The following is a 13195-nucleotide window of genomic DNA, read 5'->3' on the forward strand; positions in this document are numbered from 1 at the left end:
ATGCAGATGGCGGAGGCCGACGTCCCCTCCCGCTCGCGCGGGCGCACGGAGCGCTGGCGCCGGATCTGGGAGGCGAGCGTGCTCGGCCGCTCCGTCGCGCGCGCCCTGGAGATCCAGATCACCGACCGGATGATGGCGCTGGCCGCGCAGGCGTTCCTGGCCCTGATGCCGCTGGTGATCGTGGTGGCGGTGGCCGCCCCCGACTCGGTCAGCACCGGGCTGGTGGACGCGATGCGCACCAAGGTCGGCCTGGGCAACGGCTCGACGACGCGGAACGTCCAGACGCTCGCGACGTCGGCGGCCGAGACGGGGGTCACCGTCCTGGGCTTCCTGCTGGTCCTGCTGAGCGCCACCAGCTTCAGCCGGGCGCTCCAGCGGGTCTACGAGCGCAGTTGGCGGCTGTCCCCGGGCGGTCTGCGCAGCGCGTGGCGGCCGCTCGCGTGGATCGTCGGGATGATCGCCTACTTCGTCCTGCTGGGCTTCACCTTCAAGGTCACCCACGGCGGCGGGCCGATGACGGCGTTGCGCATGACGATGGCCGCGGGCGGGTCGATCGCGCTGTGGTGGTGGACACCCTTCGTGCTGCTGTCCGGGCGGGTGCGCTGGCGGGCACTGCTGCCGACCGCGCTGGCGACCGCCGTCGGGACGCTGGCGCTGGGTGCGGTGTCCGCGAAGTACGTGCCGCATCTGCTGTCCACCAACGAACGCCGCTACGGGACCATCGGCGTCGCCTTCGCCATCGAATCGTGGCTCGTCGTCCTGTTCGCCGTCGTGCTGGGCGCGACCGTGCTCGGTGCGGTGATGGCCGACACGCGCGGCCGCCTCGGCGTGTGGGCGCGCGGTTCGACGGACCCGGAGGGCTGGCGGCGGGCACCGGGCCGGACACGGAAGCACGGGGGCGGCAAGGAGCGGGCACCCGAAGACGCCGCGGGGAAGAGCACGACGGACAACAGCGCGCCCGACGAGAGCACGCCCGAAGAGAGCGCGCCGGACGAGGCCGAGACGTGGCAGGCCGAGGCGGACGACGGGGCGGCCGGAAACAGGACCGCAGGCAAGGGCGAGACGGGAGAAGCGCATGGGTGACGCCGTCGGACAGGTGCTGAGCCCCGCCATCGGCGTGGCCGTCAGCCCGATTCCGCTGATCGCGGTGGTCCTGATGCTCGCGACGCCGAAGGGCCGGGCGAACGGGCTCGCGTTCACCGCCGGGTGGATCGTCGCCCTGGCGGCGGGCGTGGCACTGCTGGTGACGGTCGGCGCGGGCGGCGGGGCCGACGACGGCGAGGGCGGCAAGAGCGCGGAGTGGACGTACTGGATCAAGCTCGGCATCGCCGTGCTGTTCCTGTTCCTGGCCGCGAAGCAGTGGCACGACAGGCCCGCGTCCGGGCAGGAGCCGGAACTGCCGTCCTGGATGCGGACGATCGACCGGTTCACCCCCGCGAAGTCGGCGGGGCTGGCGTTCCTGCTCGCGATCGTCAACCCGAAGAACCTCGCTCTGGTGGTCGCGGCCGGCGTGTCGATCGCGGGCGCCGCGACGGATACGGGGGCGCGGGTCGCCGCCGGGGCCGTGTTCGTCGCGGTGGGCTCGCTGTGCACGGCGGTCCCGCTGGGCGTCTACCTGGTCGGCGGGGCGGGGGCGGCGCGCACGCTGGACGGCTGGAAGACCTGGATGGCGCGGCACAACGGGGCGATCATGGCGGTGCTGTTCCTGGTCCTCGGCGTCAAGTCGCTGGGCGACGCGATCAGCGGGCTCACGTCGTGAACCCGGGCGAGCCGCCGTTGCTGCCGCGGGCCGCGCGCACCGCGGCGGCGTGGAGCGCGGTGGTGCTGCTGGTCGTCGCGGTGGTGTCCGGGCTGGTCCTGCTGGCGTTCGTGCTGCGCGCGGTGACCGCGCCGCTGGCGATCGCGGTGCTCGGCACGGCGCTGCTGCACCCGTTCAACCGGATGCTCGTGCGGCGCTCGGTGCCGCGCTCCTGGGCCGCGGGGCTGACCTGCGTGGTCCTGGTCGCGCTGGTCGCCGGGACGGTCTGGGTGCTGGTCCGGACGATCGGCGACAACGCCGCGAAGATCGGCGCGGCGCTGTCCGACGCGGCGGACCGGCTGCGCGACAGGTACGGGGGCGGCGGCGACCCGGGCGCGGAGGCCTCCGACGGCCTGCGCGAACTGGGCGACCGGCTCGGCGAGTCGGTGGCGAGCGGGGTGGTGAGCGGCGTCGGCATCGCGGTGCAGGTGGTGTCCGGCGGCATCCTTGTGCTGGCGCTGACGTTCTTCCTGCTGCGCGACGGCCACAAGCTGCCGGGGCTGGTGCGGGCGCTCACCCCGGAGCGGCACCGCGACATCGCGGACCGCATCGTGCGCCGGTCGTTCCTGGCGGTGTCGGGCTACATGCGCGGTACGACGATCATCGCGCTGATCGACGCCACGTTCATCGCGATCGGCCTGGCGCTGCTGGGTGTGCCGGGGGCTCCGGGGCTCGCGGCGCTGGTGTTCGTCGGTGCCTATGTGCCGTACGTCGGGGCGTTCCTGTCCGGTCTGCTGGCGGTGCTGGTGGCGTTCGCGGACGGCGGCCTCGGGACGGCGCTGGGGGCGCTCGGGGTGGTGCTCGCGGTGCAGTTGATCGAGGGGACTTTCCTCCAGCCGGGCATCCAGAGCCGCACGGTCGCGCTGCACCCGGCGGTGGTGATGGGCGCGGTGGTGGCGGGCGGCGCGGTGGCGGGGATCCTGGGCGCGCTGCTGGCGGTTCCGGTGGTGGCGGTGCTGGTGTCGGTCCTCGCGATCGTGCGCGACGCGCGCGGGGCGGACGGGGCGGACGGGGCGGGCGGGGCGGACGAGAGCGCGACACCCGTGCCCGGCGGGCCCGGTGCGCCGGGCGCGCGGGGGCTGTCGGGGCCGTGGGCGGTGGATCCGCCAACCGGGCCGGAGCGGTGAGCGGCGTCCGGGATCCGCCGGGTGGACGCCGCCGCGTCCAGCCGGCCCGGGCCGACCGCCTCCCGGCAGACAGTCGGCGGCGGGCGACCAGACAGCGGGCGGCCGGTCGCCGGGCCGCACGCCGAGGGGCGCGGCCCGGCGGCCGGGTCAGGCGTCGGCGCCCTCGGCGCGGGACGGCACCCCCGCCTCGGCGCTGCCCTCCCGTGCCGCGGACGCGAGGCGCCGCAGGGCGAGTTCGGCGTAGATCGCGGCTCCGTCGGCGAGCACGGCGTCGTCGAACACGGCCTCGGGCGCGTGGTTCGCGGGTGCCTTGGTGGCGTCGCGGTCGGCGGGGCAGGCGCCGAGCATGACCATGGCGCCGGGCACGTCGTCCAGCACGAGGGAGAAGTCCTCGGCACCGGCGCCGGGGCGCGGCGACTCGACGAAGCGCTCCTCGCCCAGGACTTCGCGGACCACCGACCCCACGTGCGTGTAGGCGCCGGGGTCGTTGACCGTGACGGGGTAGCTCATGCGCCCGAAGTCCACCTCGATCTCCAGGCCGTGCGCGGCGCCTATGCCGCGCACGAGGGCGGCGACGTCGTCCTTGATGCGCGCGTTGGTCTCGCGGGAGAAGGTGCGCAGGGTGGCGCCGAAGACGGCCTCGCCGGGAATCACGTTGTCGACGGTGCCCGCGTGGAAGCTGCCGACCGTGATGACGACGGGGTCGAAGATGTCGTACCGGCGCGTGACCATGGCCTGGAGTGCGGTGACCATCTCGCAGGCGGCCGGCACGGGGTCCTTCGCGCGGTGCGGCATGGAGCCGTGGCCGCCCGCGCCGCGCACGGTGACCTGCACCGAGTCGGCGGCGGCGAGCGCGGTCCCGGCCCGGCAGGTGAAGACGCCCTGCGGGATCATCGTGGACGCGACGTGCAGGGCGTAGGCGGCTACGGCGCGTTCGCCGCTCGCGTCCAGGACGCCTTCCGCGATCATCGGACCCGCGCCGCCGGGGCCCTCCTCCCCCGGCTGGAACATGAAGACGACGTTCCCGGCGAGCGTGTCGCGGCGCGCGGCGAGCAGGTGGGCGGCCCCGGCGAGCATGGTGGTGTGCAGGTCGTGGCCGCAGGCGTGCATGCGGCCGGGGACGGTGGACGCGTAGTCGACGCCGGAGCGCTCGCCGACCGGGAGGGCGTCCATGTCGCCGCGCAGCAGGACGGTGGGGCCGGGGAGGGCACCGCGCAGGACCGCGGTGACGGAGGTGAGAGCGCGTCCGGTGGTGGTCTCCAGGGGCAGGCCGGAGAGTTCGGTGAGCACGCGCTCCTGGGTGTGGGGCAGGTCGAGGCCGAGCTCGGGGCGGGCGTGCAGCTCGCGACGCATGCGGACCATGTCGCCGTGCAGGGCGCGGGCGTCCTCCAGGACGGTCATCGCGGGGGCTCCTCTCGTGTCTTCTCCGAATCGGGTCGTCGCCGGGGCGCGTTCCGGGCCGGCCCGCGCCCGGTCGGGTGCGGGCGGAGGGTCCGGGGCCACCCGTGGCCACCCCCGTCAGGTTGTCCGCCGCGGGTGTGATGGCATGTCAGATGCCGGAACACGTCGCTGGGAGGGCTCATGACGCAGGATTCCCTCGGTTCGGAGGCTCCGTACGCCCTCGACGAGCTGGATCTGTCGCTGGTCCACGCCCTCCAGGTGGCGCCGCGCGTGCCGTGGACGGAGTTGGGTCCGGTGCTGGGCGCGGACCCGGTGACGCTGGCCCGTCGCTGGCGGCGCCTGGTGGCGTCCGGGAGCGCGTGGACCACGTGCTATCCGGGGCCTGGGCGCGGTTCGTTCGACCCGGGGTGCCTGGCGCTGGTGGAGGTGGACGCGGAGCGGCGGCGGGTGCCGGCGGTGGCGCGTCGGCTGGCGGCGGACCCGCACGCGATCGCGGTCGAGCACCTGACGGGCGGCCGGGACCTGCTGGTGACGGTGGGGGCGCCGGACCCGGGGACGCTGACGCGCTACATCCAGCACCGGCTGTCGGTGGTGCCGGGGGTGACGTCGTCGCGCACGCACCTGGTGACGCGGCTGTACCAGGAGGGCAGTTCGTGGCGGCTGCGGTCGCTCGACCCCGGCCAGCGGCGCAGCCTGGTCCCGGCCGGCGACGACGCGCCGCGCCCGCGGCGGGTGACCGACGCCGAGCGCGAACTGGTGCTGGCGCTGGGGCTGGACGCGCGGGTGCCGGTCGCGGACCTGGCCCGGGCGCTGGGGGTGAGCGCGGCGACGGCGGCGCGGCGGCTCGCGTGGCTGGTCTCCTCGGGCCACGCGCGGCTGCGCTGCGAGGTGGCGCACTCGCTGTCGGGGTGGCCGGTGTGCGCGACGTTGTGGGTGCGGGTGCCGCCGGGGGAACTGGACGCGGTCGGCAGGGCGCTGGCGGCGCACGGGGACGTACGCCTGTGCGCGGCGGTGACGGGCACGGCGAACCTCTGCGTGGTGACGTGGCTGCGGTCGGTCGGGGACGTACCGGTGTGGGAGGCCGAGTTGGTGCGGCGCTTCCCGGGTGTGGCGGTGCTGGACCGGGCGGTGACGCTGGAGGTGGCCAAGCGCATGGGGCGCCTGCTGACCCCGGATGGCCGGGCGTCCGGGTATGTGCCGCTGGACATCTGGTCGGACCCGGTCGAGGCGCCGGCATCACATGCTTTCGAGGGTCCTGCCCTTGGTCTCGGTGACGAAGGCTTTGACGAATAGCAGGGACAGGAGCGCGCACCCGGCGTAGATGGCGTAGGTGGCCGACAGGTTCCAGTCGCGCATCGTCGGGAACGACTCGGTGACGGCCCAGTTGGCGATCCAGTTGAACGAGGTGGCGACGGAGACGGCGAGCGCGCGGATGCGCAGCGGGAACATCTCGCCGACCATGACCCACAGGATGACGCCCCAGGACACGGCGAAGAAGAAGACGAAGACGTGGGCCGCGACGAGGGCGATGGTGCCCTGCGTGTCGGGGATGCTGATGTCCGCGCCGCTGCCGGTCTTGTACGAGAAGGCCCAGGCGGCGAAGCCGAGGGCGACCGTCATGCCGACGGACCCGATCATCGCGAGCGGTTTGCGGCCGATCTTGTCGATGAACAGCATGGCGACCACGGTGCCGACGATGTTGACGATGGACGTCGAGATGCTGATGAGCAGCGAGTTGGACTCCTCGATGCCGACCGACTGCCACAGGATCGAGGAGTAGTAGAAGATCACGTTGATGCCGACGAGCTGCTGGAAGACGGCGAGTCCGATGCCGGCCCAGACGATGGGCAGCAGGCCGAGGCGGCCGCGCAGGTCGGCGAAGCGGGGCTTGTGGTCGGTCGCGATGGAGTGCTGGATCTGCGCGATGCGCCGGGCCGGGTCGACGCCGCGGCCCTCGACCTCGCGCAGCACGACGGCGGCGTCCTCCAGGCGCCCGGTCGCCACCAGGTGCCGGGGCGACTCCGGGATGAACAGGGTGAGCACCAGGTAGATCAGCGCCGGGACGACGGCGGCCATGAGCATCCACTGCCAGGCGTCCAGCGGTCCCAGGGGGTTCTGGCTCTTGCCGTCGGCGCCCTGCGCGATGCCCCAGTTGACGAGTTGGGACGCGGTGATGCCGAGCACGATGGCCATCTGCTGGAACGAGGCGAGCTTGCCGCGGTGCGCGGGCGGCGCGATCTCGGCGATGTAGGTGGGGCCGATGACCGAGGCGAGTCCGATGGCGAACCCGGCGAGGACGCGCCAGGCGCCGAGCGACCAGATGTCCCACGGCATCGAGGAGCCGACCGCGCTGACCGCGAACAGCACGGCGGCGATGTGCATCACGCGGAGGCGGCCGAGGCGGTCGGCCAGGCGTCCGGCCACCGCGGCGCCCGCGGCGGAGCCGAGCAGCGCGACGGCGACGACCGTGCCGGTCTCGCCGCTGCCGACGTCGAAGTGGTCCTGGATGCCGGTGACGGCGCCGTTGATGACGGAGCTGTCGTAGCCGAACAGGAAGCCACCGAGTGCGGCGGCAGCGGTGATGACCGTGACGCGCTTGAGGCTTTCGCGGTCGACCGGGGTGGTGGGCGCGCTGGTGGTTGCCATAGGGCTTCCGAGTAACCGGAATTGCGGTCCGGTATGCGCGGCACAACCCGTCGGTTAGCCCGGTTCGCAGTAATCTACGAGCGTTTCCGTCCTCGTCCTTGGGATGCGCCCATGCCTGCGGTGAACAAGCTCCGTCTCGACCAGCGACCCGAGTGGGCGGCCTTGCGGGGCCACCGCGAGCAACGGTTCCGGGACGCCCACCTGCGCGACCTGTTCGCCGCGGACCCTGGGCGCGGGGAGCGCTACGGCGTGCGCGTGGGCGACCTGTACGTGGACTACTCGAAGCACCTGGTGGACGACCGGGCGCTGGGGCTGCTGCGCGAACTGGCCGCGGTGACGGACGTGGCGGGGCTGCGGGACGCGATGTTCCGCGGCGAGAAGATCAACGTGACGGAGGACCGCGCCGTCCTGCACACCGCCCTGCGGGCACCGCGCGGCGCGGTAATCGAGGTCGACGGGCACAACGTGGTGCCGGACGTGCACGCGGTGCTGGACAAGATGGCCGCCTTTGCCGACCACGTCCGTTCGGGTGATTGGAAGGGCCATACGGGCAAGCCCATTCGCAACGTGGTCAACATCGGGATCGGCGGGTCGGACCTGGGCCCGGCGATGGCGTACGAGGTGCTGCGCACCTTCGCCGCGCGCGACCTGACCTTCCGCTTCGTCTCGAACGTCGACGGCGCGGACCTCCACGAGGCGGTGCGGGGCCTGGATGCGGCGGAGACGCTGTTCGTCGTGGCGTCGAAGACCTTCACGACGATCGAGACGGTCACCAACGCGACGTCCGCCCGCGAATGGCTGCTCGGCGAGCTGAAGGCCGACCAGGACGCGGTCGCCCGGCACTTCGTGGCGCTGTCGACGAACGCGGAGAAGGTCGCGGAGTTCGGGATCGACACCGCCAACATGTTCGAGTTCTGGGACTGGGTCGGCGGCCGCTACTCCTACGACTCGGCGATCGGGCTGTCCCTGATGATCGCCATCGGCGCACGGCACTTCCGGGCCATGCTGGACGGGTTCCACCTGGTGGACGAGCACTTCCGCACCGCGCCGCCGGAGCGCAACGCACCGATGCTGATGGGCCTTCTGGGGGTCTGGTACGGGGCGTTCTTCGACGCGCAGTCGCACGCGGTGCTGCCGTACTCGCACTACCTTTCGAGGTTCACCGCGTACCTCCAGCAGCTCGACATGGAGTCGAACGGCAAGTCGGTGGACCGTGAGGGCAACCCGGTCGCCTGGCAGACCGGGCCGGTGGTGTGGGGCACGCCGGGGACGAACGGGCAGCACGCGTACTACCAGTTGATCCACCAGGGCACCAAGCTCATCCCCGCCGACTTCATCGGCTTCGCCCGCCCGGTCGACGAACTCCCGCCGGGCCTCGCGGCGCAGCACGACCTCCTGATGGCCAACTTCTTCGCCCAGACCCAGGCCCTCGCCTTCGGCAAGACCCCCGACGAGGTCCGCGCCGAGGGCGTCGCCGAGGACCTGGTCCCCCACAAGACCTTCCGCGGCAACCACCCCACCACGACGATCCTCGCGGACGCCCTCACCCCGTCGGTCCTGGGCCAGCTGGTGGCCCTGTACGAGCACAAGGTGTTCGTACAGGGCGCCGTCTGGGACATCGACTCCTTCGACCAATGGGGCGTGGAACTGGGCAAGGTCCTCGCCAAGCGCATCGAACCCGTTCTGACCCAAGGCTCAGGCGCCGAAGCCCTGGACCCCTCCACCGCCGCCCTGACCGCCCGCTACCGCCGCCTCCGCAACCGCTGACGCCCCCGGCGACCGGCCGGAGGCTCGTCCGTTTCGGTGTCGGGGGTGGCGGCGGTCCGGGTGCTGTCGCCCGTTGCCATCTCCACCGGCCCGCGCCGAGGTGTCGGCGTGCGAGGCCCGTGGGCTCACGCGGCAGGCAGCGCGCGGCACTACCTCCGTGCACTCGCGGGTGGGGCCGAGGGCTTGCGCCCACCGGAGCGATCGCGCGCGGCGCACGCTGTCGTCTGGGGCCGTCGACTCGCCTGCCCCCGCGTCGCCGCCAGGCGACTGCTCGCGCGTGCGACGTGCGCGAGCTCCGCCGTACCGGCGCGCGGGTTGGCGTGGCCGCCCGTTCTGCTGGTCCGGTCAACTCTCCGTCGGTTGCCGGTGGGTGGTCTGTTTGGGGGTGTCGGGTGGCGGCGGCTTCGTTGGGGTTGTCCCATTGAGGGATGAGGGCTCCTGGGCGGGCGTGGTGGACGGGGTTTCCGCCTGCTTCGGGGGCGGCTGTCATGTCCACGGCGATCGTGTCCATCGGGATGCATCTGACCGGGTTCGAGGTGCTGTCCAAGGCGTTGCTCGCGTTGGCGGGGGTCGCGTGGGTGGTGCTGGCGTGTGCGTTCGGGCTGCGGGTGCTGTGGGACCGGCCCGACTGGCGGACGGATGCGGACACGCCGCCCGCGCTGACCGCCGTGGCCGCGACGTCCGTCCTCGGTACGCGCATTGCCCTGCTCGGCCGGCACGGGGTCGCGTCCGCGCTGCTCGTGGTGGCCGCCGCGGTGTGGCCGTTCCTGCTGCTCGCCGTCATCCGGCACTGGCAGCGCCGCGGTATGCCCGGTGTGGTGTTCCTCGTCTGCGTCGCCACGCAGGGCCTCGCGGTGCTCGCCGGGACGCTGGGCCCCTGGGCCGGCGAGTGGCTGATGTGGGTCGCGCTGTGCCTGTTCGCGCTCGGGATCGCGCTGTACGTCGACGCGTTGCTCCGCTTCGACTTCCGCCAGATCCTCACCGGCCCGGGCGACCACTGGATCGCGGGCGGTGCGCTCGCCATCTCCACCGTCGCGGGTTCGAAGCTCGTCGCCTCGACGGTGTGGACCGGGTGGTCGCACACCGTCCTGCGTACGACCACGCTGGTGCTGCTCGCGCTGGCCGCCGCCTGGTACGCGGTGCTCGCGGTCGGCGAAGTGTGGCGCCCGCGCCCGCAGTACAACATCCGCCGCTGGTCGACGGTGTTCCCGCTCGGCATGACCGCGGTGGCGGGGCTGTCGGTGTCCGCGTCCGCCGGCGTCGCCTGGCTGGACCGCCCCTCACGCGTGCTGCTGTGGATCGCCGCGGCCGTGTGGCTGCTGGTCCTCGTCGGCCTCGTCCGCTCGCTCGGGCGCCGCGAGGACCGCGACCAGAGCGGCGGCGGCCAGGCCGAACGCCACGAAGCCCGCACCGCGTGACCACGTGTTCGCCACCGCCGCGGAGGCGGCGGCCCCGGCGACGACCGCGGCGAGGCGTCCGAGTGCCCACGCGTCGCGGGCCGCGAGGGGGTGGCGGCCCCCGGCCCGCCGGGCCAGGTCCACAAGAGTGCCGGTGAAGTACGTCGACGGCGTACCCCACGTTCCGGCCTGAACTCCCATGGCGAGGGCGGCGGCGAGGACCAGGAGCGCGCGTTCGCCGTCCGGGTGGCCGGTGTCGAGGGCCCAGGTGACGGCGGGGATCGCGAGCAGGAGAAGTTCGAGGAGCAGCAGGTCCCGCAGGCGCAGGCGGCCGGCCGCGGCGCCCGCGAAGGCGGCTCCCGCCGCGAACCCGGCGAGAGCGGCGACCGCGTGCCGGACCACGTCGCCGTCGCCGTCGACCGCCGCCGCGCCGACGAGCACGAGGTTGCCCGTCATGACCCCGGCGAAGACCTTGCCCAGGGTGAACAGGGTGAACGCGTCGACCGCCCCGCCCGCCGCGGCGAGGAGCAGCAGGGCGATGTGCTCCCCCGGCCGGACGGGAACACGCGGCGCGGGAGCGGGAATCACACGGTTCATTCTGCGGGCGAACAATGGTTTCGCCCCGGTATGACACCCGGTTCACGGCAACCCGTCAGCGTCGCCCGCCGCGCCGACGCCCCCGCCACAACAGGTACCACCCCGCCGCCGCGACCTGTCCCGCCACCACGAGCGTCAGTCCCGCGGCCGCGAGGCTGCTGTCGCCGATACGCACGTCGGCGAGCAGCACGAACCCGGCCGCGGCCGGCGGGACGACCACCGCGGCGAGCGCCCGCAGGGCGGCGAGCAGGCCCGTCGGCTCCACCCGGCGCGGTCGTGGCGCGGCGATCCGGCCGAGGCGGACGTCGGTCGCCTTCTCCGATGCCGGGGACGCCGCGTAGTACCGCGCCGCCCGCCGCCCGAGGCGCCCGGTGGCCCGGCGGTACGACCACGCCATGGCCGGGATCCACACGACCGGCAGCACGAACCCGACGGCCACCAGCGCCCCGACGTACAGCCATCCCAGCGCGCGGCGCACGCGGGACGCGGGGGCGCCGTCGTCGGGTGTGGTGATGCCGAGCACGGCGGCCATCCGCAGGACGGTCGCGAGCCGGGTGCCGCGCGGGAGCCGGGGCCCGGGTCGGCGCGGCGGGCGGTCCCGTACGGCCGCGACCGCCGCGTCGGCCCGCGCCCGGTCGCGGTACGCGCCCTGGAGGACGAGCAGGTCCGCGGCACGCGACTCCGCGCGCGTGTCGCGGCCGTGCAGCGCCGCGAGTTCGAGGACCATGCGGGCCTGGGCGAGCAGCGCGGCGCAGAAGGCCACCGGGATGAGCAGCAGGAACGGCCCGCCGACGAAGGCTCCTTCGGCGACCGTGGTGCGGATCCCACGCACCACCGCGCCGCGGTCGTGTGCCCCGGCCGGCGCCTCGGGGGCCTCCGCGCGGCGGCGCGCGGCCGCGTTCGCGGCACCCGGCCCCATGTGGTGCACCGCGAACACCGCCATCACTTCCGGCAGATGGCCGGGGTCCGCCCAGACCGCCCGCAGCAGTGCGGGCGGCAGCCACTCCTCCGGCTCGCCGGCCGGGCCGCCTATCGCGTCACCTCTTGGCCGCAGCCGCGTACTTCTTGAGGAACAGGGCCTCGGCAAGGGCCATGTGCTCGATCTCTGCCGGGTCGACGCTCTCGTTGGGGGCGTGGATGAGGCAGCGCGGCTCCTCGACGCCCATGAGCGCGATCTCCGCGTCCGGGAAGACGTCCCGGAAGATCGTGCACAGCGGGATGGAGCCGCCCTGTCCGACCGTGGTCATGGGACGGCCGTACGCCTCCTCCAGCGCCTCGCGTAGCGCCGCGTACGCGGGCCCGCCCGTCGCCGCCTCGAACGCCGAGCCGGACTGCTCGGGCTCGAAGGCGAGTTGCACGCCCCACGGCGCGTGCGCCTTGAGGTGGTGGACGAGCTTGTCGAGGGCGTCGTCCGCGCTCTGCCCGGGCGGCACGCGCAGGCTGACGCGGGCGCGCGCGACGGCCGGCACCGAGGCGCTGGAGCCGACGACGGGCGGGCAGTCGATGCCGAGCACGGTGACCGCGGGGCGTGCCCAGACGAGGTCGGCGACCGATCCCCCGCCGACGAGGCGGACGCCGTCGAGGACGCCCGCGTCGGCCCGGAACTGCTGTTCGTCGTACGGCTCGCCCTGCCACACCTGGTCGTGCCGCAGCCCGTCCACGGCGGTGCCGCCGTCGGCGTCGCGCAGCGAGGCGAGCATGGCGATCAGCGCGGCGAGCGCGTCGGGGGCGGGGCCGCCGAACATCCCCGAGTGCACGGCTCCCTTGAGCGCGCGGACCTCGACGACGAGGTTGGCGACGCCGCGCAGGGTCGTGGTCAGCGTGGGCAGGCCGACGGCGGCGTTGCCGGTGTCGCAGACGAGGATGGCGTCGGCGCGCAGCACGTCGGGGTTGGCCGGGACGTACTCCTCAAGGCCCGCGGTGCCCTGCTCCTCGGAGCCTTCCGCGACCAGGCGCAGCGAGACGGGGATGTCGTCGCCGAGGGCGCGCAGGGCGGTGAGGTGCATGGCGATGTTGCCCTTGCAGTCGGCGGCGCCGCGCCCGTACCAGCGGCCGTCCTTCTCGGTGAGCTCGAACGGCGGGGACTGCCAGGCGGCGTCGTCCAGCGGGGGCTGGACGTCGTAGTGGCAGTAGAGCAGGACCGTGGGCGCCCCGGCGGGGCCGGGGCGGTGGCCGACGACGGCGTTGCTGCCGTCGGGGGTCTCCTCCAGGCGGGCGTCGGTGAAGCCGAGCTCGCGGAAGGCGTCGGCGACGAAGCGGGCGGCCTTGTGGCACTCCTCGACGGGGAACTGGCGTGCGTCGTACACGGACTTGAAGCCGACGAGGGTGGCGAGGTCGCGCCGGGTGCGCGCCATCTCGGCCTTGACGCGCTCGGCGAGCGCCGCGTCCGCCGTGGCGGCCTGGGTGGTCATGTGCGGTGGTCCTTCCGGTGGGCCGGGAACATGCGTGCGTACGGCGGGGGC

At 73.9% G+C, this 13195-nt stretch carries 10 protein-coding genes and 1 pseudogene; 6 read left to right on the forward strand and 5 right to left on the reverse strand.

Annotated elements, in window-relative coordinates:
- From ACRX5S_RS04290 to ACRX5S_RS04300, 3 genes are all read left to right on the forward strand, one after another.
- On the forward strand, positions 1 to 1083 hold a 1083-nt coding region (locus ACRX5S_RS04290), incomplete at its 5' end, for a YhjD/YihY/BrkB family envelope integrity protein (RefSeq protein ID WP_436771370.1).
- The gene (locus tag ACRX5S_RS04295; RefSeq protein ID WP_436771371.1) at positions 1076 to 1759 is read left to right on the forward strand and encodes a GAP family protein; all 684 of its coding nucleotides are present in this window, start codon (positions 1076 to 1078) and stop codon (positions 1757 to 1759) included. The genes ACRX5S_RS04290 and ACRX5S_RS04295, both read left to right, overlap by 8 nt.
- Positions 1756 to 2925 carry an AI-2E family transporter gene (locus ACRX5S_RS04300; protein WP_436771372.1) on the forward strand — a complete coding sequence of 390 codons (1170 nt, stop codon included), beginning with the start codon at positions 1756 to 1758 and terminating at the stop codon, positions 2923 to 2925. Before ACRX5S_RS04295 ends, ACRX5S_RS04300 begins: the two co-directional genes overlap by 4 nt.
- A 147-nt stretch (positions 2926 to 3072) precedes the next feature.
- On the opposite strand, the gene ACRX5S_RS04305 is transcribed toward ACRX5S_RS04300, so the two are convergent.
- On the reverse strand, positions 3073 to 4326 hold the full coding sequence (locus ACRX5S_RS04305; RefSeq protein WP_436771373.1) for a M20 metallopeptidase family protein: 1254 nt from the start codon (positions 4324 to 4326) through the stop codon (positions 3073 to 3075).
- Between the two features lie 180 nt (positions 4327 to 4506).
- Between ACRX5S_RS04305 and ACRX5S_RS04310 the strand changes: the two genes are divergently transcribed.
- The gene (locus ACRX5S_RS04310) at positions 4507 to 5619 is read left to right on the forward strand and encodes an Lrp/AsnC family transcriptional regulator (RefSeq protein ID WP_436771374.1); all 1113 of its coding nucleotides are present in this window, start codon (positions 4507 to 4509) and stop codon (positions 5617 to 5619) included.
- Here ACRX5S_RS04310 and ACRX5S_RS04315 read toward each other — a convergent pair.
- Positions 5563 to 6972, reverse strand: a complete 1410-nt coding sequence (locus tag ACRX5S_RS04315) for a sugar porter family MFS transporter (RefSeq protein WP_436771375.1) — start codon at positions 6970 to 6972, stop codon at positions 5563 to 5565. The genes ACRX5S_RS04310 and ACRX5S_RS04315 overlap by 57 nt on opposite strands.
- A gap of 111 nt (positions 6973 to 7083) precedes the next feature.
- Here ACRX5S_RS04315 and pgi point away from each other — a divergent pair, with 111 nt between their 5' ends.
- Together pgi and ACRX5S_RS04325 are read left to right on the forward strand one after the other, a co-directional pair.
- Positions 7084 to 8739: a glucose-6-phosphate isomerase gene (pgi, locus tag ACRX5S_RS04320; protein WP_436771376.1), complete on the forward strand. Its 1656-nt coding sequence runs from the start codon at positions 7084 to 7086 to the stop codon at positions 8737 to 8739.
- A 488-nt stretch (positions 8740 to 9227) separates the two neighbouring features.
- Positions 9228 to 10157: a tellurite resistance/C4-dicarboxylate transporter family protein gene (locus tag ACRX5S_RS04325; protein ID WP_436771377.1), complete on the forward strand. Its 930-nt coding sequence runs from the start codon at positions 9228 to 9230 to the stop codon at positions 10155 to 10157.
- Positions 10158 to 10163: 6 nt separating this feature from the next.
- Here the strand turns inward: ACRX5S_RS04325 and ACRX5S_RS04330 are convergent.
- From ACRX5S_RS04330 to ACRX5S_RS04340, 3 genes and pseudogenes are all read right to left on the reverse strand, one after another.
- Positions 10164 to 10733: pseudogene (locus ACRX5S_RS04330) on the reverse strand (DUF1275 family protein); the annotation flags it as partial.
- 55 nt (positions 10734 to 10788) lie between these two features.
- On the reverse strand, positions 10789 to 11820 hold the full coding sequence (locus tag ACRX5S_RS04335) for a hypothetical protein (protein WP_436771378.1): 1032 nt from the start codon (positions 11818 to 11820) through the stop codon (positions 10789 to 10791).
- Positions 11771 to 13144, reverse strand: a complete 1374-nt coding sequence (locus ACRX5S_RS04340) for a dipeptidase (protein WP_436771379.1) — start codon at positions 13142 to 13144, stop codon at positions 11771 to 11773. The genes ACRX5S_RS04335 and ACRX5S_RS04340 overlap by 50 nt, the downstream gene beginning before the upstream one ends.
- Between the last annotated feature and the right edge of the window lie 51 nt (positions 13145 to 13195).

It is taken from the genome of Yinghuangia sp. YIM S09857 (genome assembly GCF_051388915.1).
In the GTDB taxonomy this organism is placed as follows: domain Bacteria; phylum Actinomycetota; class Actinomycetes; order Streptomycetales; family Streptomycetaceae; genus Yinghuangia.

Bases quoted from the DNA above. Each gene is read 5' to 3' on its own strand.
- ACRX5S_RS04325 (WP_436771377.1), top strand. From the start codon at position 9,228: ATGTCCACGGCGATCGTGTCCATCGGGATGCATCTGACCGGGTTCGAG.
- ACRX5S_RS04315 (WP_436771375.1), bottom strand. From the start codon at position 6,972: ATGGCAACCACCAGCGCGCCCACCACCCCGGTCGACCGCGAAAGCCTC.
- ACRX5S_RS04295 (WP_436771371.1), top strand. From the start codon at position 1,076: ATGGGTGACGCCGTCGGACAGGTGCTGAGCCCCGCCATCGGCGTGGCC.
- pgi (WP_436771376.1), top strand. From the start codon at position 7,084: ATGCCTGCGGTGAACAAGCTCCGTCTCGACCAGCGACCCGAGTGGGCG.
- ACRX5S_RS04340 (WP_436771379.1), bottom strand. From the start codon at position 13,144: ATGACCACCCAGGCCGCCACGGCGGACGCGGCGCTCGCCGAGCGCGTC.
- ACRX5S_RS04305 (WP_436771373.1), bottom strand. From the start codon at position 4,326: ATGACCGTCCTGGAGGACGCCCGCGCCCTGCACGGCGACATGGTCCGC.
- ACRX5S_RS04310 (WP_436771374.1), top strand. From the start codon at position 4,507: ATGACGCAGGATTCCCTCGGTTCGGAGGCTCCGTACGCCCTCGACGAG.